Source organism: Pseudoalteromonas sp. Isolate3 (assembly GCF_022398505.1).
GTDB lineage: Bacteria > Pseudomonadota > Gammaproteobacteria > Enterobacterales > Alteromonadaceae > Pseudoalteromonas > Pseudoalteromonas apostichopi.
In genome coordinates, this window is record NZ_JAKEVN010000028.1 from 1 (window position 1) to 20,743 (window position 20,743).

General features: G+C 42.6%; 16 protein-coding genes. 14 read left to right on the top strand and 2 right to left on the bottom strand.

From position 1 onward, the window contains the following. From L1D46_RS08000 to L1D46_RS08040, 9 genes are all read left to right on the top strand, one after another. Positions 1-492: EF-Tu/IF-2/RF-3 family GTPase (locus L1D46_RS08000; protein WP_239977283.1), on the top strand; the 492-nt coding region annotated here is incomplete at its 5' end. Between the two features lie 483 nt (positions 493-975). After that, positions 976-2,565: an alkaline phosphatase gene (locus tag L1D46_RS08005; RefSeq protein ID WP_130049896.1), complete on the top strand. Its 1,590-nt coding sequence runs from the start codon at positions 976-978 to the stop codon at positions 2,563-2,565. A gap of 11 nt (positions 2,566-2,576) precedes the next feature. Continuing rightward, positions 2,577-4,373, top strand: coding sequence for an alkaline phosphatase (locus L1D46_RS08010; protein WP_239977284.1), 1,797 nt, complete (start codon positions 2,577-2,579; stop codon positions 4,371-4,373). A gap of 73 nt (positions 4,374-4,446) precedes the next feature. After that, complete coding sequence (locus L1D46_RS08015; RefSeq protein ID WP_239977285.1) at positions 4,447-5,163, top strand: hypothetical protein; 717 nt, start codon at positions 4,447-4,449, stop codon at positions 5,161-5,163. Positions 5,164-5,348: 185 nt separating this feature from the next. Then, positions 5,349-6,143 carry a VOC family protein gene (locus L1D46_RS08020; protein ID WP_130049893.1) on the top strand — a complete coding sequence of 265 codons (795 nt, stop codon included), beginning with the start codon at positions 5,349-5,351 and terminating at the stop codon, positions 6,141-6,143. Between the two features lie 117 nt (positions 6,144-6,260). Next, complete coding sequence (locus tag L1D46_RS08025; RefSeq protein ID WP_239977286.1) at positions 6,261-6,926, top strand: SDR family oxidoreductase; 666 nt, start codon at positions 6,261-6,263, stop codon at positions 6,924-6,926. Positions 6,927-7,064: 138 nt separating this feature from the next. Then, entirely contained in the window at positions 7,065-7,445 is a 381-nt protein-coding gene (locus L1D46_RS08030; protein WP_130049891.1) for a hypothetical protein, read from the top strand. After that, on the top strand, positions 7,442-9,778 hold the full coding sequence (locus tag L1D46_RS08035) for a fatty acid cis/trans isomerase (RefSeq protein ID WP_239977287.1): 2,337 nt from the start codon (positions 7,442-7,444) through the stop codon (positions 9,776-9,778). Before L1D46_RS08030 ends, L1D46_RS08035 begins: the two co-directional genes overlap by 4 nt. Before the next feature lie 96 nt (positions 9,779-9,874). Next, complete coding sequence (locus tag L1D46_RS08040; RefSeq protein ID WP_239977288.1) at positions 9,875-11,623, top strand: response regulator; 1,749 nt, start codon at positions 9,875-9,877, stop codon at positions 11,621-11,623. Between the two features lie 13 nt (positions 11,624-11,636). Here the strand turns inward: L1D46_RS08040 and L1D46_RS08045 are convergent, their stop codons facing one another. Next, positions 11,637-12,260: a hypothetical protein gene (locus tag L1D46_RS08045; RefSeq protein ID WP_130049888.1), complete on the bottom strand. Its 624-nt coding sequence runs from the start codon at positions 12,258-12,260 to the stop codon at positions 11,637-11,639. A 129-nt stretch (positions 12,261-12,389) separates the two neighbouring features. Between L1D46_RS08045 and L1D46_RS08050 the strand changes: the two genes are divergently transcribed. Beyond that, positions 12,390-13,847 (top strand): ATP-binding cassette domain-containing protein, encoded by a 1,458-nt coding sequence (locus tag L1D46_RS08050; RefSeq protein WP_239977289.1) that lies wholly within the window; start codon positions 12,390-12,392, stop codon positions 13,845-13,847. 28 nt (positions 13,848-13,875) lie between these two features. Here L1D46_RS08050 and L1D46_RS08055 read toward each other — a convergent pair whose 3' ends face one another. Further along, entirely contained in the window at positions 13,876-14,754 is an 879-nt protein-coding gene (locus tag L1D46_RS08055; RefSeq protein WP_130049886.1) for a TraB/GumN family protein, read from the bottom strand. A gap of 534 nt (positions 14,755-15,288) precedes the next feature. Here L1D46_RS08055 and ilvG point away from each other — a divergent pair. The 4 genes from ilvG to ilvA all read left to right on the top strand — a co-directional run bounded on the left by ilvG (position 15,289) and on the right by ilvA (position 20,697). Then, complete coding sequence (gene ilvG / locus L1D46_RS08060; RefSeq protein WP_130049885.1) at positions 15,289-16,938, top strand: acetolactate synthase 2 catalytic subunit; 1,650 nt, start codon at positions 15,289-15,291, stop codon at positions 16,936-16,938. Then, a complete protein-coding gene (ilvM, locus tag L1D46_RS08065; protein ID WP_167658994.1) occupies positions 16,935-17,180 on the top strand; it encodes an acetolactate synthase 2 small subunit in 246 nt (81 codons plus the stop codon). The genes ilvG and ilvM overlap by 4 nt, the downstream gene beginning before the upstream one ends. A gap of 104 nt (positions 17,181-17,284) precedes the next feature. Next, positions 17,285-19,141 (top strand): dihydroxy-acid dehydratase, encoded by a 1,857-nt coding sequence (gene ilvD / locus L1D46_RS08070; RefSeq protein ID WP_130049884.1) that lies wholly within the window; start codon positions 17,285-17,287, stop codon positions 19,139-19,141. 2 nt (positions 19,142-19,143) lie between these two features. Beyond that, positions 19,144-20,697, top strand: a complete 1,554-nt coding sequence (gene ilvA, locus L1D46_RS08075) for a threonine ammonia-lyase, biosynthetic (protein WP_130049883.1) — start codon at positions 19,144-19,146, stop codon at positions 20,695-20,697. The last annotated feature ends 46 nt before the right edge of the window (positions 20,698-20,743 follow it).

Genomic DNA, 20,743 nt, shown 5'->3' on the forward strand with positions numbered 1-20,743 from the left:
GTTGAAGCTGGTATCATCAACGTGAATGACGAAGTTGAAATCGTAGGTATCAAAGAAACTACGAAGACAACTTGTACAGGTGTTGAGATGTTCCGTAAGCTTCTAGACGAAGGTCGTGCGGGTGAGAACATCGGTGCACTTCTACGTGGTACTAAGCGTGAAGACGTTGAACGTGGTCAAGTACTAGCTAAGCCTGGTTCAATCACTCCACACACGAAGTTCACTTCAGAAGTATACGTACTTTCTAAAGATGAAGGTGGTCGTCACACTCCATTCTTCAAAGGTTACCGTCCACAGTTCTACTTCCGTACAACTGACGTAACAGGTGACGTACAGTTACCAGACGGCGTTGAAATGGTAATGCCTGGTGATAACATCAAGATGACTGTAGAACTAATCTGCCCAATCGCGATGGACGAAGGTTTACGCTTCGCTATCCGTGAAGGTGGTCGTACAGTTGGTGCTGGTGTTGTTGCAACTATCGTTGAGTAATATCAACAGATAGAGCTTCACAGCTTATAAAAAGGTCGCCTAGGCGGCCTTTTTTAATATCTGTAGAAAAGCTATCAGCTATCAGCTGTCAGCTTTCAGACGTCAGATTAGATTGAGAGGGTTGTTTAGTGTGGTGTCTCACTCGGCATTTGCCCTGTTCATTCTTAGGGCAGGTTGGTTTGAGTGGAGCGAAGCCCAACACAATCCATGTAAACCTGTTCTCTGATAAACCCGAATCACCATAAATCACTCCCAAGATTAGGCTGACCTAGAACCTCGCTAACTCACACCTAGCAACTAGCCCTATTATTTCCCCTAAAACTAAATACTTACCTTCTTGCATTGCTTGTGCTGTTTCACCATTTCGTCATGAAAAGTCACTTTTTTAGTAACAATGCGTTCTTAGTATTACTGCGCTAATTATCCAAGTGCAGCTTAGTTAGCACTCAAATTCTTAAAATAATGTACTAACGGAACGTAACGATGAAAATTAATAAAATTGCTACTGCAATTGGTTTAACGTTGGCATTGTCAGCCACGGCCAATGCAGGTGTGTTACCAGACAGTCAAAAACAAAATGATTGGTATAGTGCTGCTGAAATAAAATTAACAGAAAAAGAAGCGGCGGCCCAGGTTGAGCAAACGTTTAAAGCTAAAAATGTCATTCTATTTGTTGGTGATGGTATGGGTATTTCAACGCTTACTGCATCGCGTATCATGGCGGGTCAAATGGAAGGTAAGTCGGGCGAAGAAGGCTTATTAAGCTTTGAGGAGTTTCCTTACTCTGCGCAAATCAAAACGTATAACGTTGATGCGCAAACACCTGACTCAGCAGGCACAATGACAGCAATTATTTCAGGCGTTAAAACTGATGTTGGTGTAATTGGTGTAAACGAAAACATCGAGCGTGGCAAGTGTGCAACAGTTGCGGGTAACGAATTAATTACTGCTACAGAGCTTGCGGAAATCAAAGGTCTAGCAACAGGCGTTATTTCAACAGCGCGCATTACACACGCAACACCTGCAGCAACGTATGCAAAATCAGCCGATCGTAACTGGGAAGATGTATCAGACATGCCAGCTGATGCTGTAGAAGCGGGTTGTGAAGACATTGCATCGCAACTCGTTAATTTCGAGAAGAACCTTGAAGCACGCTTCGTAGGAACCGACGTTGATGGTCTTGAGGTGGTGATGGGCGGTGGTCGTCGTCACTTTTTACCGAAAGACGCAGCATTCAACTCAGCTGATGCAGTCAGTGAAGTGGAAGGTGACCGTACGGATGAGCGTGACCTAACGGCGGAATGGCAAGAAATGTACCCTGATGGCAAGTACGTGATGGACCAAGCAGGCTTTGATACGCTTAATGCCGATACAAAACGTGTATTCGCATTGTTCAATGAGTCACACATGCAATATGAAGCTGACCGCGCTAACGATGTAGCGGGTGAGCCGTCATTATCTGAAATGACGGGTAAAGCGATTGATATCTTAAAGAGCAATGAAAAAGGCTTTTTCTTAACCGTTGAATCTGGTCGTATTGATCATGCTCACCATGCGGGTAATGCTTACAACGCGCTAAACGATACTGTTGAATTTGCCAAAGCTGTGCAAACAGCTGTAGAAAACACCAATCCAGAAGAAACTCTTATCCTTGTTACCGCTGACCACAGTCATGTATTTACTATCGCAGGTTATCCAAAGCGCGGTAACCCTATCTTAGGCCAAGTAGTTGCAATAGGTAGCGAAGAGCCAAGCCTTGCTGCTGATGGTATGCCTTACACTACAGTGGGTTATGCAAATGGTTTAGGTTTCCGTGATTTAGGCGATGAGACAGATGCAGATGTATCTTATAACGAAGCAGCATTGGCTGGTCGTGTTGATTTAACGGGGGTTGATACAACGACACCTGGTTATCACCAAGAAGCCACTGTGCCATTAGGTTCTGAAACTCATGCGGGTGAAGATATTTCACTTCATGCAAAAGGTCCAGGTGCGCAACTAGCACAAGGCGTTGTGGAGCAAAACGTAATTTTCCACATCATTAACCAAGCTCTAGAACTAATTGAAGAATAATGGCGACGACGATGAAAAAACTAAATTTAATTTCTCTTGCTGTAGTAGTGGCATTAGCGGGTTGTTCTGATGACAATGACAACTCACCAAAAACATTAACCGTTGAAAATACATTAGCTGTTGGTTCTGAGCAGTGCGTAAACGGTGGTACAGAAACCCTAACAGGTGCAGATAGCAATGATAATGGTCAGCTAGACTCAGCAGAAGTAACGGATACAAGCGTTGTATGTAATGCACCGGCAACGTCGTTAACAGCATCGCAATTAGCGCCGTTGACTGATAATGAGTGGTTTAAGTCAGCACAAGTTAAAGTCGCTAACAGCGAAGAAAACATTGCTGCAGTTGTAAAAGAGTCAGGTAAAGCGAAAAACGTGATCCTATTCGTGGGTGACGGCATGGGTATTTCAACGGTCACTGCTGCACGTATCATGGCGGGTCAGCTAGAAGGTAAGCTAGGTGAAGAGCATCAGCTTAGCTTTGAAACACTACCATTCTCAGGTTTTGCTAAAACTTATAACGTAGATGCGCAAACACCTGATTCAGCGGGTACGATGACAGCAATGGCATCGGGCGTAAAAACGGATGCTGGCGTTATCGGTGTTGATGAAGACATCGAGCGCGGTAACTGTGCAACGGTTGCAGGTAATGAACTAGTGACAGCTACTGAACTTGCTGAGATTGCAGGTAAGTCGACAGGTATTGTTTCTACAGCGCGTATCACTCACGCAACACCTGCAGCAACGTATGCAAAATCGGCTGACCGTAACTGGGAAGACGTATCAGACATGCCAGAAGCGGCAGTTACCGCTGGCTGTGAAGATATTGCATCGCAATTAGTTAACTTTGAAGCAAACCTAGAAGCACGCTACGAAGGCCTAGATGTTGATGGTTTAGAAGTTGTCATGGGTGGCGGTCGTCGTCATTTCTTACCGAAAGACGCAGCTTTTAATTCTGCTGATGCTGTGAGCTCTGTAGAAGGTGACCGTACAGATGGTCGTGACCTAACAGCTGAATGGAAAGCTAAATACCCTGCAGGTCAATATGTGATGGACCAAGCTGGTTTTGATGCAATCGATGCAGATACAACAGAGCGCCTATTTGGTTTATTCAATGAATCACATATGCAATACGAAGCAGATCGTGCTAACGATGTTGCGGGCGAGCCGTCACTTTCAGAAATGACCGCAAAGGCAATTGATATTTTAGATAACAATGCAAATGGCTTTATGTTAACAGTTGAAGCGGGACGTATTGATCATGCCCACCACGCAGGTAATGCCTATAACGCATTGAGCGACACTGTTGAGTTGTCAAAAGCTGTACAAGTTGCCCTTGATAAGACTAGCATTGAAGATACGCTAATCATCGTAACTGCTGACCATAGCCACGTATTTACCATTGCAGGCTATCCAAAACGTGGTAACCCAATTTTAGGTAAAGTAGTACCAGTGGGTAGTGATGAGCCATCACTGGCTGCAGACAATATGCCATACACAACGGTTGGTTATACTAATGGTGGCGGCTTCCGAGATTTAGGCGATGAGACTGATGCTGATGCAGGTTATAACTTTGCGCCAGTAACAGGGCGTGTTGATTTAACTGATGTTGACACAACAACACCAGGCTTCCATCAAGAAGCTGTTGTACCACTAGGCTCAGAAACACACGCAGCAGAAGATGTTGGTGTGTATGCAGTAGGCCCAGGTGCACATTTAGTAACAGGTACTAATGAGCAAAGCCTTATTTTCCATGTTATGGATTATGCCGCTGACCTTGTTAAACAAGCCGATGCTAAATTAGCACAATAATGAGTGCTTGGGAGGCTCTAAGCCTCCCTTACTCAATTAGTTATAAAGTAAACCAAGATAAAAAGAGAATCCCGTGAAAGCAGCCATCTTACTTGCCTCATTACTTAGCCCACTTGCTGTTGCAGGGCAATGCGATATGAACACCGGTTTTACGCAAGCAGACTATAAAGTCACAACAGATATAGTTGCTAATAAGCAGCATACTGAAAACACCTTTACCCTTTGGCGTACGCCTCATCAGGTGGCTAAGCAGAATCCACAGTTTATTGAGCTATGGCAGCAGTTGCGCAATCAACAAATTCGCCCAATTCGTTATTTTCAGCATGCGCAGCGTGGTATTGAATATCAACCATCGGAAGTGCAAGGTGAACAAGATTGGAGTAGCAAATATCAGCTAGTAAGCGATAAATTCCTAGCCTCTATGACGCACCAAAAAAGCGCAGGAGAAGGCTGTGAGCTAACGGATTATTACACACAACAGCAGGGTGATAGCAAAATAGAGTTAAGCTGGCTTGCCAATCAAAAGTTACTCAAAGCAATTCGTATTTCAACACCCAGCTATAGCCGTGAAATTGTTTTAACAGCCAGCCATCACAATCAGCAAAAAGTGCAGGTAGAATTTGCGAAATGGGATAACTATCAAACGACCGATTACGCAGATATCGGTGATAATGAAAGCGACCCGTTTTTAGCTAAAATGATCAACTTAGGGTTTGTTGAGCATGGTGCAAGCGGATTTTATGATGCGCAAGGTAATCAGCTAAAAGGTGAGCATGGGCATCATCACTAATTAAATATCGCAATGCCGCTTTTTTAGCGGCATTTTTGTATCTGCAACTCAGCGTTGCTAGCGCTACTCATTGCCCTTTTCAGCTAAGATAAAATTATGTGCTTCAACGAAGTGTTGCAACTATTGTCTGGTTTGATTGGTAAATTTTGCGATTGTTGCTTAAGTTTAACCAAGGAGGAACAGCCATGACAAAAATAAATACAAAACACCCCGCAGGTACTTTCTGCTGGGCAGAGTTATGCGCGAAAGACTGGCTAGCTGCGAAGCAATTTTATACGCAATTATTTGATTGGGATTTTGACGACCAACCAATAGGCGAAGATATGTTTTACACCATGCTGCAAAAGCAAGGTGATGATATTGCCGCTATGTATCAACTGCCAGCAAGTATGAGCGAGATGCCAACCCATTGGTTATTGTACATTGCTGTTGATGATGTTGATCAAAGCACAGAGCAGGCAAAATCATTAGGTGCAACTGTTTTGGCAGGGCCGCATGATGTAATGAAAGCAGGTCGCATGGTGATGCTACAAGAGCCAGGCGGTGCAACATTTGCCTTGTGGCAAGCTGGTGAGCATATCGGGGCTAAACGAGTGCAAGAGCTTAACCTGCCTTACTGGTTTGAACTTGTGTCGAAAGACATGCAAAAAAGTCGCGACTTTTATTGTCAGTTATTTGGATGGCAGTTTGAGGTGAAACCCATGGAGGGCATGGACTACATCTTATTCACCATTGATGAGCAACCGATAGCAGGCATGCTTGAAATGACCAATGAATGGCCAGATGACATTCCACCCCATTGGATGCCGTATTTTGCCGTAGCAGATTGCGATCAGGCGGTTGCCAAAGCAACGCAGCTTAATGGGGTTATTTGTGTGCCAGCGACAGACATCCCAGATGTTGGGCGCTTTAGTGTTATTACCGATCCACAAGGGGCTGTATTTTCAATTCTTAAATCAACCATTGATGAATTAACTTAACATCTTGGTTTTTGTTAATCTGTCCCAAGGTATATATATACCCAAGCCACCTCAAGATGTTGAAACTCGCACCTTGAGGTGGTTTGGATAAAGAAAACCCAACTAAGGAGCAGATTGATGACTAAGCATGTGGTGGTTACAGGGGCCAATAAAGGTATTGGCCTTAATTTTTGTAAACAGTATTCAGCCCAAGGTTACCGTGTTACTGCAGTGGTTCGCACGCCAAGCGAAGAGCTCCAAGCACTCGATGTGAAAGTTATTAGCGACATTGATGTATCTAACGCCGATGATGTTGCAACACTTGCCAATTACTTACACGGCGACAAAATTGATATTTTGATTAATAACGCCGGTATTTTTCATAACGAAACTTTAGCTGACATGGACTTTGCTGCCATCGAAAAGCAAATAAGTGTGAACAGTATCGCGCCTATTCGTATTACTCATGCGTTACAGCAAAACTTAGGTATTGATGCAAAAGTGGCGATGATCACATCGCGCATGGGTTCAATTGCTGATAATGGCTCGGGCGGTTACATCGGTTATCGTATGTCAAAAGCCGCGCTTAATGCAGCTAGTGTTAGTTTAGCCCATGAGTTAAAAGATAAAAAAATTGCCGTAGGGTTATTCCATCCGGGCTTTGTACAAACGCAAATGGTTAATTTTGCAGGAGATATCAGCCCTGAAACTGCTGCAGAGCGGCTCATCAAACGGATTGATGAATTAAGTCTTAGCAACACAGGTGGGTTTTGGCATTCAAACGGCGAAACGCTACCTTGGTAATTCTTTTTTCTAGGTTTTTATAACTCGGCTAGTTAGCAGCTAAAAAGCTGCTAACGGCTGATAAGTTTCGCTAATTATTGAACTTATAGTTTGCTATACTCGTACAATTAAAAGTCATTTTGATGTAGAGAACAGCACATGGAATTAGAGCAAAATAGCGATTTAACCCTTCCTCTTTTTTATTTCGATGAAAATCTTCATAGCCGTGACATCGAGTCTCCAGATTTACTATTGCATGTAACGCTAAGCGAAGAGTTACTCGCACAGCTTTGCCAAAACCCAGCTGTTGATAGCAGTGTCGCAATTGCTATTAATGAATACCGTCTTGAAGTGTTAAATGACGACTATCAAGCATTGAATGATGGCGAGCACGATGCGCAACTTACTTTAGTTCGTGGGCCACTATTAAGCGCTATGCTTAGCTGCGACAATGACCAAACCTTTGTGTCGCCGCAAGTTGATATGATGCCGACCTTTGATTTAGGTGATGACGTTGAAGATATCGAGGAGGAAGGATGAGAAAACTCCTCACGACCGTATTTGGCCTCATTTTATTAAGTGGCTGTGCTTATTTAGGTGCAGCTCATTACGATGAACTATTTGGTGAAGAGCAGCCAAGAGAGCGTGTTGTTGGCGCATCAACTTTAGAGGGGGCAGAGTTTTTAAACGATGTAAAACCTGTTCTCGATACTCGTTGTGTTGTTTGTCACGGCTGTTATGACGCACCTTGTCAGCTTAAATTATCTTCAGTTGAAGGAATTGACCGAGGTTTAAGTAAAGAGCTTGTCTATGATGGTACTCGTTTATTAGCGCAAGAGCCAAGCCGCTTACTATTTGATGCGACAAGTACCGCTCAGTGGCGTGAAAAAGGTTTTACCCCAGTACTAAATGAGCGTGCACAAACAGAAGAAGCTAATCTTGCTGGAAGTGTGCTTTACAATGCTTTAGTGCTTAAGCAAAGCAGCCCACTGCCTAAGCAAGCTATTTTAGGCGATGAGTTTGATTTTTCACTCGATCGTGAACAAACATGTACCACGATGAACGAGTTTGACTCATTTGCTAAGGATAATCCTCACAGTGGTATGCCTTATGGTTTGCCTGGTATCTCAAGCGAAAAATTTCAGCACCTTGCTAAATGGCTTAAAAAGGGCGGTTACCTTGCTCATATTGAGCCTCCTGAAGAAGGAGTGCTAAAACAAGTCGAACGCTGGGAAGCTTTCTTAAACCAAGATGGTTTAAAGCATCAACTAGCGGCTCGCTATATCTATGAGCACTGGTATTTAGCACATATTTACTTCCCTGAGCATGGCGATAAACACAGTTATTTTAAGCTAGTACGTTCTTCGACTCCGCCGGGTGAAGAGATTAAATATATTAGTACACGTCGCCCTTATGAAGATCCTAAGGTTGAGCGAGTTTACTACCGATTGATGCATGACCGTTCGACTATCTTAGCGAAAACACATTTACCTTTAGCATTAAATGACGAAAAGCTAGCGCGCATAAACTCGCAATTTATTGAGGCTGATTACCAAGTAAATAAACTACCAAGCTATAAACCAGAAGTCGCATCAAACCCATTTAAAGCGTTTGCTGCAATCCCAGTAAACTCACGCTATCAATTTATGCTTGATGAAGCTGAGCTGATTATTATGGGCTTTATTAAAGGGCCTGTTTGTCGTGGTCAAATTGCGTTAAACGTGATTAACGATCAGTTCTGGGTTGGCTTTGCGAAACCTGAAATGGCGGCGACACCAAAAGTGGGTGAATTGTTGTTACAACATGAAGATGCCTTAGCATTACCAGCTGAAGAAGAAAGTAATGCCTTGCCGATTTCTAGTTGGGTGAAGTATTCAAAACGCCAAAACAAATATTTGTCTGCTAAAGTTGCACTGGCAAATAAAATGTTTGAGAACGGTCAGCACCTAACAACAGATTTACTTTGGCAAGGTGATGGTCATAACCAAAATGCAGCACTTACGGTGTTTCGTCATTTTGATAGCGCAACGGTTGTTAAGGGCTGGATTGGCCAGCAACCAAAGACCGCTTGGATACTTGACTACGCATTATTTGAACGTATTCACTACCTGCTGGTGGCGGGCTTTGATGTGTATGGCAACATTGGTCATCAATTGTTAACTCGCTTGTATATGGACTTTTTACGTTTAGAGGGTGAAGCAAACTACCTTGCCTTGTTACCAGAAGCTAAGCGTAAAGAAATTAAAGCCCAGTGGTATCGTAAATCACCACCTAGCTTAACGAGCTTCTTTGAAGATGAATTGTCATTTAGTCAACCTACAGGCATTGAATACAAAACCAAGGACCCTCAATCTGAGTTGTTCAATATGCTTAAAGACAAACTGAAGCCCATTTTGAGTCCTCGCTATGACTATACCAAAGTGCCTGAACCATTAGCTAAAATTAACGATCTTCCGGTTAAAGCCGTTAACTTGCTGCCGCAAATTTCATTTGTGTTAGTCAAAGGTAGCGATGATAAACATAAGGCATACACCCTGATCCACCATAATGCTCATTACAATATTTCAAGCTTACTGAACGAAGAGGGGCAGCGTGCTTATGATGAAGATACTGTGACGATTGTGCCTGGATTTATAGGTGATTACCCAGAAGCAATTTGGTATCTACACAACGAACAGCAGATTGCTGCATTTGCAGCTGGGCTTGCAAAAGCAACAGATGAAGCAGCCTACAGAGATCTGAAAAGCGAGTTTGCAATTCGCCGTACGCATCCGCAGTTTTGGCAATATAGTGATATTTTACACCGTGTAGCAAAAGAATATCGTGGCGTCGAGTTTGGTTTGTTTGATTATAATCGATTGGAAAATAGATAAATTTCTGTTGAGTGTCATCTTTAAAGCCCACTTCAAGTGGGCTTTCTTGTATTCTATGAACTACAATTATTTTAAAAAAATAATGAGTAAAGCACGTTGCAGCTAATCATAGATATTAGAAAACGATATCGCTGGGGATTATTGGCGATTGCTATATTGATCTCTGTATCAGCTATCTTGATACAGAGCCTTTTGTATATCCAAAAGGGTGATGCCAAAGTCATTAATATTGCCGGTAAGCAACGCATGCTGTCACAAAAAATAGCCTTGTATGGCAATGCACTTACCAATCTTGAATCCGAACATTTTCAACAGCAACACCGAAGGCTATTGCAACAATCCGTTGAGCAGTTCATTGCAGGACATCAATTTTTAATTCAGCAAGATGAGCAAGGTCACTATATTCATTTGAATGAGGCGCTTGAGGCTCATTACTTCTCGCCGCCTACTGCATTAGATGAGCACGTGAAGCGTTATGTTAGTAAAGCGCAGCTATTACTCAACAATACCGATGGTTTTGGCTATGTGGATCGCCCAACATTTGTTAGCAACCAGCTTGAGGCGCTGCTAACTAAACTGGACCAAGCGGTTAAATTACTTGAGCAAAAATCAGTTCAAAAAGTGACATTTTTGGCGGTTTTAGAGTTGTTGTTTTGGCTCACAACCATAGCGTTATTAGTCGCTGAGCTATTTTTCATTTTTAAACCTATGGAGAAACTGATCACTAACAACATTGCTAAGTACAAGGAGCAAAAAGAGTTTGCTGAGCGTGTAAATAAAAATAAAGAGCGTTTTATTGCCCGCACCAGTCACGAGTTTAGAACACCATTGCAAGGATTAACTGCATCAATCGAAGCCCTTGATATTAGCGACAGTCAGCAGCTAACTAAACAGCAGGCGCTTTATTGCGTTAACAGGTTGGTGGCAATGCTAGATGAGTTAAATGACTTACATCAGCTTACCTCGGGAGAATGGCAGTTAAGCTTTACTAGCAGCAATTTGTTATCAACATTAAAGCAAGCTATCTCACCGTTTGGATATGCCTGTAATGATAAAGGTATTACCTTGAGCGTGAATTTAGCTGAGTCACTCAATAAAGAGGTAATCACTGACCATGCTAGGCTGACTCAAATCGTTGCTGAAATTATTAATAATGCCGTTAAATTTACTCCAAGCCAAGGCCGTATTGCCGTAACAGCAGCGTGTCAGGGTGAGCGGCACTTTGTAATGGAAATACAAGATAACGGTAAAGGCTTTGAAAAACCGTCGACAGACTTACTTAGTTACGAAAATGACTTTGAACAACATTTCCAAGGGTTAAAAACTGGGGTGCTACGGGTTATGCACATTGTCAAAGCATTAAAGGGAGAGATCCAATTTATTAATGCCGAGCCACAAGGTGCGAAAGTGGTGGTGAATTTAGAGCTAGAGTGTGCAACCACACCTGCAATGCCTGAGTCACTTCCGCAATCTTTACATTGCTTAATCGTCGAAGATAACCCACTTAATGCCACTATTTTAGGACGTATAGTAAGTCATTTAAATTACAGTTTTGATGTGGCTGAAAATGGTTTAATCGCCACAGATAAAACGTCAGATAAGCACTATGATTTAATCTTTATGGATTTGAATATGCCGGTTATGGATGGCTTTAAAGCAATTGATATTATTCGCAATGAGCAGGGCCAGCAGGTGCCTATTTTGGTGGTAACTGCCAATACATCAAATGATGATTTGCAACGAGTGTATGAGCTTGGGGCAAACCTGCACGTATACAAACCTATCACCCTAGATTCGGTGCAAAAAGCTCTCAGCATTTTATTTACTGAGAGCTCACAGGGATAACCTAAGTATTAAATTAGTGTGTTACCTTGATGTCGCCAACACCCACTTCTACTTCAATATCGTATTGGCCGTTGCCACGATAGCTTGAGTGCGAGCTAACAACTTTTCGGCTGGTATTACCGTCATTTTTTAAGCCGCGAATTTTGGTGTCGCCCACACCGGTATCAAGCTCTATGTGTTTGTAGTCATCAAGCGCACTATCAATTCTTACCGCGCCCACACCTAGTTCAATATCAACCGAATTACTCGCATCGTTAATTTCGATATCGCCAACACCTAGTTCGACATCAATTGCCATCGATTTAGGCATTTTTACATGCCAGTCTTGTTGAATGTCATCGTTATCTAATTTTAAGTTAAGTGAGCTAGCACTTTGCGAATGGCTTAATTCAATATCTGATAAATCAACATCAGAGCTGAACCAGCTATTGTCATTCTTTGGTTCAATGCGTACCGTAACTACGACTTCGCTGCCGTCATAGCTTTCGACTTCTAAGCTGCCTACCGGAAAATCAATATCAAGCTGGCTTGCGCCATTAATTGCGAAGTTGTGACTTAGTTCGCGTGAATCTTTTGCCATAGCGTATGACGTTGTCAGTGCTAGGCCTATTGCTGCTACACAAAGTAATTTTTTCATAGTCTGTTTCCTGTTGATGACCTTTTATACCTTAGTCGCAGCTGTGTTCAAAAAAGGTTTAAACGAATTTTATTTTTTTATCGAATGCGGTAACGTCAACCTAACGGTAACTTAGAATGAGGATTCAAAGTGCAACAAGTACAGTTGGTTAATGTTAAAGCCAGCCTAAAGGGGCAGGGTAATGACGTTTATTATTTAGATGATCTCAATATCAATGTATCGCCATTGCAGCAATGGGTTTTACTAGGCGCTAATGGCGCGGGAAAATCGGCCGTGGCTGCTGCCATTGCAGGTTTTGCGAAAATAGAGCAAGGCCACTATGAGAATCGCTTTGAGCGAATTGCGTTAGCTTCCCCTGACAGTCAAAAGCAACTCCTCGCAACTGAGCTTACAAAAGATCTAGATGATATTATTGATGGCGTAACTACTTTTAGTACGGTTTATGAGCTTATAATTGCTGGTCGGGACGAACATCAGCTTGATAGCGAGTTGCTTCAGCAGTTAATTAGCCTATTTGATTTTAGTGACAAAGTTAGCAAAGCATTTCGCGATTTATCAACCGGTGAAACCCGCAAACTTATGCTGATTCGAGCATTAATAGGTCGACCAGATTTACTTGTACTTGATGAGCCTTTTGATGGTTTAGATGTCACGGCCATGACTGAGCTCAATCAGTTACTAGCTAAGTTTAGTAAAACAACGACCCTCATTTTTGTGCTCAATCGGTTAACGGAAATACCAGATTTTGTTGATCACTACGCCTATGTTAAAGAGGGCCATGTGATTCAGCAATTAGCAAACCCCTCCCCTGAGCAGCGCGATGACTTACTAAAGTTATTACATCTCACTCATACTCAGTTACAGATACCTGAGGCTGATATTGACCATCAAGCGCCTCCGCTCGATGACTCTATGCTGGTAAGACTCAATAACGCAGCAGTGGGCTATGGCGGTGAGGTCGTTTTTGAAAAACTAAACTGGCAAATAAACCAAGGCGAGCATTGGCAGTTAACAGGCAAAAATGGTTCAGGTAAAACCTGTTTGCTGAACCTTATCACTGGTGATAACCCACAGTGTTATAACAATGATATTAAGGTGTTTGGCTATCAGCGCGGAAGTGGTGAGAGTATTTGGCAAATTAAACAGCACATTGGTTATATTTCTAACGCGCTGCATATGGATTATCGGGTCAGTATCTCGGCGCTCAATACGGTAGTTTCGGGCTTTTATGACAGCATTGGTCTTTATCAAAAAGCCACTGATAAACAGCTAACCATTGCTAAAAAGTGGTTGGCTTTATTAGGTTTAAGTGATAAACAAAGCAGCTCATTTAGTCAGTTGTCTTTTGGTGATCAACGCTTGCTGTTAATTGCACGAGCTATGGTTAAGCACCCTAATTTATTGATTCTTGATGAACCTTGCTTAGGTCTCGATGAAGCAAATAGGCAGCGAGTTTTATTACTGATAGAAAAGATCTGCGCTGCAGGTACCAGTACCGTGGTTTATGTTAATCACCACGCGAGTGATAAAATTGCAGGTATCGAAAACTATTTAGAGATGTCTGATTTCACAAAAAAAGCGCCATAAAGCGCTTTTTATATTCGGATTACTTAACTTAGATACGGGTAATGGTAAAACCTTTATCTGTTAGTTGTTTTAACAATCCGTGTTGCTCAGGTAGGTGTAAAGCCCCGACAGCAATAAACAGCTTTTCTTTACCGATGCGAGCAGATAGTTGATTAACCCAATTGTTGTTACGGTCTATCAACATAACTTGCTCACTTAGCTGACCATATTGAGAGTCATCAAAACTTTCGTTGTAAAACTGCGTAAGTGTTTTCATATCGCCAGATTTCCAAGCCTTAATAAGACCAAAAAAGTAGGTATCTACATCAGCAAGTTGGTCGAATGTTTCTTCGATCATTTTGTCATTCATAATTGCTAAGTGTTCAAACATTTCCATTTGGTGTTCTAGGGTTTCTAGCTCACCAACTGATATGTCATGCTGTTTAGCATAAGCAAGTACTTGCTTGTCGATGCCGTACTGATCTGAAAAACCAACACTTTGGAACTCCATTTGCATCATGGTGACCATTACCGCCCACGGTGCTAGGTTTTTAAACATCGCAATATCAATTGATTTATCAGCAAAGTATTTTTGTAATTTAGTGTAGTTTTCTGGCGATAACTCTGACTGTAAGGTTTTACCATTTTTCAGCATCATAAATGGCAATGACCGGCGCTGCATTTCCATGGGGGAAATCACGCTGATATCGACTTCAACGATGACTTTATCTGAGTTATCGAGTGCTTTAGTTACCTTGCTTGGTAATCCTTTCATGCTTTTATCACCAACATGGACAGTACCAAATAAATAAGAAGTAACTCCGTTTTTCTCTACTTTCCATAATCCCGGCTCTGCGAGTACATGTTGGCTGAAACCAAGCAGTAGCAGCATAAAAAACAGGGCATTTATACGCTGGACGAACTTCATAACTTTCCTTTTCATAACGTGGTTATTTTCAATACTAAACTAATTTTTCAGAGGCGTTAAAATAAATCAGCTTAAAGCAAAGAAAATTGCATGTTTTTGATAAAAATTAATCAATCATAGAATAGTGAATAACGAGGTATGAAATTTCGATATATAAAAAATAGTGAAATATAAATCTCGATATTTTCATTTGTTAGATATTTATTTCTTTAATTTTGCTTTTTAGACTGTTTTTTGAATTGATTTTTATGTTGACTTACAGGCCCTAGCGCGGTACTAATAGAAAAAGGCAGCGGGATGGCTAGATATCCGCTACAAATGAACAAATTTTGGTTACAGATAAATGCTTACAAACAAACTTTCTCTAATTCTAATTAACGTCGTGGTGATTATTATCACCGCGGGGGCTAGTTAGTGCTTAGAGAAAAGTAAAGCATTTAAAAGCCCCCCGCACTTAACAGTTCGGGGGGCTTTTTCGTTTTAAGGTTTGAGTCGCAGCAAATACACAATGTCACTGAGGAATGAGGATTTACGATGACAGGCGCAGAGTTAACAATCGATTTATTAGCTAAACATGGCGTTAAGGATGTTTTTGGTTACCCGGGTGGTGCCATTATGCCTATTTACGACGCTTTGTACGGTGCGCCAGTCAAACATTATTTGACCCGTCATGAACAAGGGGCTGGCTTTGCCGCTGTGGGTTTTGCGCGAAGCACAGGTAAGTTAGGCGTGTGTTTTGCAACTTCCGGCCCTGGGGCGACCAACTTAATCACAGCCCTTGCCGATGCGATGATGGATTCAGTGCCATTACTTGCTATCACAGGTCAAGTACCAACCGCAGCGATAGGCTCCGACGCCTTTCAGGAAGTGGATGTGTTAGGCATGTCGTTATCTTGCACCAAGCATAGTTACATGGTTGAAAGAGCTGAAGATTTAGCCGAAATATTACAAGAAGCCATCCACTTAGCGCAAAGCGGCCGTCCTGGCCCTGTGTTAGTGGATATTCCGAAAGACATCCAAATGGCGCAAGTACCATTTCATCCTTGGTTAGCTGCCGAAGATCACTTACCAAAATTAGACTCAAACCAAGTTGCTATTGCCAATCAAATCTTAAGTGAAGCGCAGCGCCCTGTAGCGTATATCGGTGGTGGTGTACAAGCTGCCAGTGCACAAGATGAACTAATGCAGTTTTTAGAAAAAACACATATGCCTGCAGTATCAACGTTAAAAGCGTTAGGTAGTGTATTACCTGATTATGAATATGACCTAGGAATGCTAGGTATGCATGGTGGTAAAGCGGCTAACTTAGCGGTGCAAGAGTGTGATGTTTTGGTCTGTATTGGTGCCCGCTTTGACGACCGTGTAACTGGAAACTTAAGCAAGTTTGCGGCAAAAGCAAAGGTTATTCACCTTGATATTGATGCCGCAGAGATTGGTAAACGTAAGCCTGTAAAAGCGTCATTAGTGGCAGACTTAAAAACTTCATTACCGCAACTAGAGTGTTTTGTAACTCCAGATGAGTGGCTAACGCACATTGCAAGCATGATGAAAGAGCATGCATGGCGCTATGACTACCCGGGTGAAAAAGTATTCGCACCTTATTTATTGAACCAGCTAAGCCAAAAAATGCCATCAACTGGTGTGGTGTGTTGTGATGTGGGTCAGCATCAAATGTGGGTTGCGCAGCACATGAAATTTAGTCACCCAAGCAATCATTTAAGTAGTGGTGGAGCGGGTACCATGGGCTTTGGTCTACCAGCAGCCATCGGTGCACAAGTTGCTCGCCCAAATGATTTTGTGATCACAGTGTCGGGTGATGGTTCAATCATGATGAACATTCAAGAACTGGCAACGATTCGTCGTAACAATCTGCCAGTTAAAATTTTAATCTTAGATAACCAACGTTTAGGCATGGTACGTCAATGGCAGCAGCTATTTTTTGAAGGTCGTTATTCTGAAACAAACCTTTCAGATAATCCTGATTTTGTGCAGTTAGCAGCAGTGTTTGGTATTCCAGGTCAAACTATCACTAAAGCAGATGAAGTTGATGCTGCGGTTGATGCGTTAGTAACTAGTAAAGGTCCATACATTCTCCATGCCTGTATCGATGATAAAGAAAATGTATGGCCGCTTGTACCGCCTGGTGCAGCCAACGATGAAATGATGACGGAGACAGTAAAATGAAACACACCCTAACGATTGCACTAAAGAATCAAAGTGTCGCTGTAGAGCGCTTTTTACGCGTTGCGCGTCATCGCGGCTTTGACCTAACAACAATGAATTTAGAAATGGCTGATGAAGCGTTTCACGTCACCATGACAGTAGACAGCGATAAGCCGATTTATCTACTAACATCACAGTTGAGTAAATTGGTCGATGTAAAACACGTCAATGTTGAAAACCAATTTCAACAACAAGCAATCTAGTAATAAATCAACAGGTAACTAGAGCAATCAAACTGATGCTTTAGTGAGTAATAAATTAGGAATGAGGAAGTCAGTGGCACGCCACTGCAAAAACTGAGGTAATTATGGCTAAATTAAGAAGTGCAACAACAACAGAGGGTCGAAAACGTGCAGGAGCGCGTGCTTTATGGCGTGCAACAGGAATGACAGATAAAGATTTCGGTAAGCCTATTATCGCTGTTGTAAACTCGTACACTCAGTTTGTACCGGGTCATGTTCACCTTAACCAGCTCAGTGAGCTGATGGCCGAAACCATTACCGAAGCGGGTGGTGTACCAAAAGAATTTAATACTATTGCAATCGATGATGGTATCGCGATGGGCCACGGCGGAATGCTGTATTCACTCCCATCGCGTGATTTAATTGCTGACTCAGTAGAGTACATGGTAAATGCCCACTGCGCTGATGCCATGATCTGTATTTCTAACTGTGACAAGATCACTCCTGGAATGATGCTGGCAGCACTTCGTTTAAACATTCCTGTCATTTTTGTATCAGGTGGTCCAATGGAGGCGGGTAAAACACGCCTTGCTGATATCGACATCAAACTTGATTTAGTTGATGCCATGGTTAAGGGTGCTGATACTTCAGTAAGCGATGAAGACTCTGAAAAAGTTGAGCGCTCGGCATGCCCTACCTGTGGTTCATGTTCGGGTATGTTTACTGCTAACTCAATGAACTGTTTATTAGAAGCGATTGGTCTGGCACTACCGGGTAACGGTACTACACTTGCGACCCACAAAGACCGTAAACAACTGTATGTTGAAGCAGGTGCACGCATTGTTGACTTATGTCGTGAGTATTATCAAAAAGATAATGCAGCAGTGTTACCACGCGCTATTGCCAATCGTACCGCTTTCATGAATGCAATGGTGGTTGATATTGCTATGGGTGGATCATCAAATACGGTTTTACACTTACTAGCAGCAGCGCAAGAAGCGGGTGTTGATTTTGATATGTCGCATATCGATGAGCTTTCTCGCAAAACACCATTCTTATGTAAAGTGGCACCAGCGACAAACAAATACCATATTGAAGATGTACATCGCGCTGGTGGCATGATGGCTATTATCCGTGAGTTAGGTAAAGCAGGCCTTGTCGATTTATCTGTTGATCATGTGGCGGGTCATACAATGGCTGAAATGGTAACTAAATGGGATGCGACTGATCCAAGTAATGAAGTAGCGCAAAAATTTTATAAAGCAGGCCCTGCTGGTATCCGCACAACAAAAGCAATGAGCCAAGAATGCCGCTGGCCTGAACTGGATAATGACCGTGAAAATGGTTGTATCCGCAGCGTTGAAAATGCGTTTCGTCAAGATGGTGGCTTAGCGGTGCTATCGGGTAACTTAGCCCTTGATGGTTGTATTGTTAAAAGTGCTGGTGTGGTTGAAGAAATGCTGCATTTTGAAGGCCCAGCAGTCGTTTACGAATCACAGGATGACTCGGTTGAAGGCATTCTTAACGGTGAAGTAAAAGCGGGTGATGTTGTTGTGATTCGTTACGAAGGGCCAAAAGGCGGCCCAGGCATGCAAGAAATGCTGTACCCAACCAGTTATTTAAAATCAGTTGGCTTAGGTGAAAAGTGTGCGCTGATCACTGATGGTCGTTTCTCAGGTGGTACATCGGGTTTATCAATTGGTCACGTTTCCCCAGAAGCGGCAAGCGGTGGTGCAATTGCCTATGTTGAAAATGGCGATAAGATAGTAATTGATATCGCAACTCGCGAAATCACATTAGCTCTTTCTGATGAAGAGCTTGAAGCTCGTAAGCAAAAGCAACTTGCACGCGGGAAAGATGCTTACAAACCTCTAGATCGTGACCGTTATGTTTCATCTGCACTTAAAGCCTATGCCTTACTAGCCACCAGTGCAGACAAAGGAGCTGTGCGTGATTTAGCTAAACTTGAGGAGCTTAGTTAATTATGGTTTCTCAAGAGCTCGATTATTTTCGCGCTATCATTCAAGCGAACATGGAGCCGCTTGCAAAAGTCACTGAGGTTAGCGAAATGGCTGATCTTAGTGCTCGGCTAGGCAATCATGTGTGGTTAAAGCGTGAAGACCAACAACCTGTTTATTCATTTAAACTACGCGGTGCATTTCATAAATTGAGCAAATTGCCAAAAGGTTCTGATGTGATTACAGCATCGGCTGGTAATCATGCGCAAGGCGTAGCTCTAAGTGCTTCATTTTTAGGGCATAAAGCAACTATTGTTATGCCTGTTACAACACCAGAAATTAAAGTGAATGCAGTGCGTTCTTTAGGTGGTGAAGTGGTATTACACGGCCATCATTTTGATGCTGCAAAGGCTCATGCTCTAGAGCTCACAGAGCAGCGCAATGGGGTGTTTGTACCACCGTTTGATGATGCAGATGTGATTGTTGGTCAAGGTACCGTTGCTCGTGAATTAATGCAGCAACTCAATGATCTTGATGCAGTCTTTATTCCTGTAGGCGGAGGTGGTTTACTTGCAGGCATGGCAGTGTACATTAAGTCGTTACGTCCTGATATTAAAGTCATCGGTGTTGAAGCCGATGAGAGTGCCTGCTTAAAAGCAGCCCTTGAAGCAGGTAAGCCGGTTGAGCTTGACCGTGTTGGTAGCTTTGCAGATGGTGTAGCAGTAAAAGTCATCGGCACAGAAACGTTTCGTTTAGCACAAAAGTTTTGTGATGAAGTGGTGACTGTAACGGGCGATGAAATCTGCGCAGCAATGCAAGATATCTTTGTTTCGACTCGCGCTATAGCTGAACCTTCAGGGGCATTATCAACAGCTGGCTTGAAAAAATGGTGTCAACAAAATGGAGTGAAAGGTTTAAATGTAGCCGCGATTTTATCGGGTGCAAATTTAAACTTCGACCGCTTACGTTATGTTGCTGAACGAACAGCTCTTGGCGAAAAGAACGAAGCATTGCTTGCCGTGACTATCAAAGAAGAGAAGGGCAGCTTTAAGCAGTTTTGTAACTCGTTAGGTGGCAGAGCTATCACCGAATTTAATTATCGCTATGCAGGCCCTGGCGAAGCACAAATCTTTGTAGGTATTGCTTTAAGACAAGGCCAACAAGAGCTTGATGAGCTAAAAGCGACACTGACAGAAAACGGCTATACGTTTTGTGACCTATCAGATAACGAGCTGGCTAAATTGCATATTCGTTATATGGTTGGTGGTAAAGCGCCAGCTCAACTTCATGAGCGTTTATTACGCTTTGAGTTTCCTGAATACCCAGGCGCACTGGCACGATTCTTAGATACCCTTGGTAGTAACTGGAATATTACTTTATTCCATTACCGCAACCATGGTGGATCGATTGGTAATGTGCTGGCGGCCTTTGCTATTGAACCGAGTGATTATGAGGTATTCAATGAGCATTTGAACCGTTTGGGATACAACGTTCAAGATGAAACGAACAACCCATGTTTCACCCAGTTCTTAACTAGCCAAGGTCAAGAACTTAGTGAAGTTAAAGCGGCAAATCAGTAGCTTAATATAATCAAGACTGTTCACTAGCAGTCTTGATTTTTCCTCT

What these genes read in the sequence shown, in the direction of transcription:
- L1D46_RS08030 (WP_130049891.1), top strand. Translation starts at nt 7,065, where the DNA reads ATGGAATTAGAGCAAAATAGCGATTTAACCCTTCCTCTTTTTTATTTC.
- L1D46_RS08010 (WP_239977284.1), top strand. Translation starts at nt 2,577, where the DNA reads ATGAAAAAACTAAATTTAATTTCTCTTGCTGTAGTAGTGGCATTAGCG.
- ilvD (WP_130049884.1), top strand. Translation starts at nt 17,285, where the DNA reads ATGGCTAAATTAAGAAGTGCAACAACAACAGAGGGTCGAAAACGTGCA.
- ilvA (WP_130049883.1), top strand. Translation starts at nt 19,144, where the DNA reads ATGGTTTCTCAAGAGCTCGATTATTTTCGCGCTATCATTCAAGCGAAC.
- L1D46_RS08045 (WP_130049888.1), bottom strand. Translation starts at nt 12,260, where the DNA reads ATGAAAAAATTACTTTGTGTAGCAGCAATAGGCCTAGCACTGACAACG.
- L1D46_RS08035 (WP_239977287.1), top strand. Translation starts at nt 7,442, where the DNA reads ATGAGAAAACTCCTCACGACCGTATTTGGCCTCATTTTATTAAGTGGC.
- L1D46_RS08020 (WP_130049893.1), top strand. Translation starts at nt 5,349, where the DNA reads ATGACAAAAATAAATACAAAACACCCCGCAGGTACTTTCTGCTGGGCA.
- L1D46_RS08005 (WP_130049896.1), top strand. Translation starts at nt 976, where the DNA reads ATGAAAATTAATAAAATTGCTACTGCAATTGGTTTAACGTTGGCATTG.
- ilvG (WP_130049885.1), top strand. Translation starts at nt 15,289, where the DNA reads ATGACAGGCGCAGAGTTAACAATCGATTTATTAGCTAAACATGGCGTT.
- L1D46_RS08025 (WP_239977286.1), top strand. Translation starts at nt 6,261, where the DNA reads ATGACTAAGCATGTGGTGGTTACAGGGGCCAATAAAGGTATTGGCCTT.
- L1D46_RS08055 (WP_130049886.1), bottom strand. Translation starts at nt 14,754, where the DNA reads ATGAAGTTCGTCCAGCGTATAAATGCCCTGTTTTTTATGCTGCTACTG.
- ilvM (WP_167658994.1), top strand. Translation starts at nt 16,935, where the DNA reads ATGAAACACACCCTAACGATTGCACTAAAGAATCAAAGTGTCGCTGTA.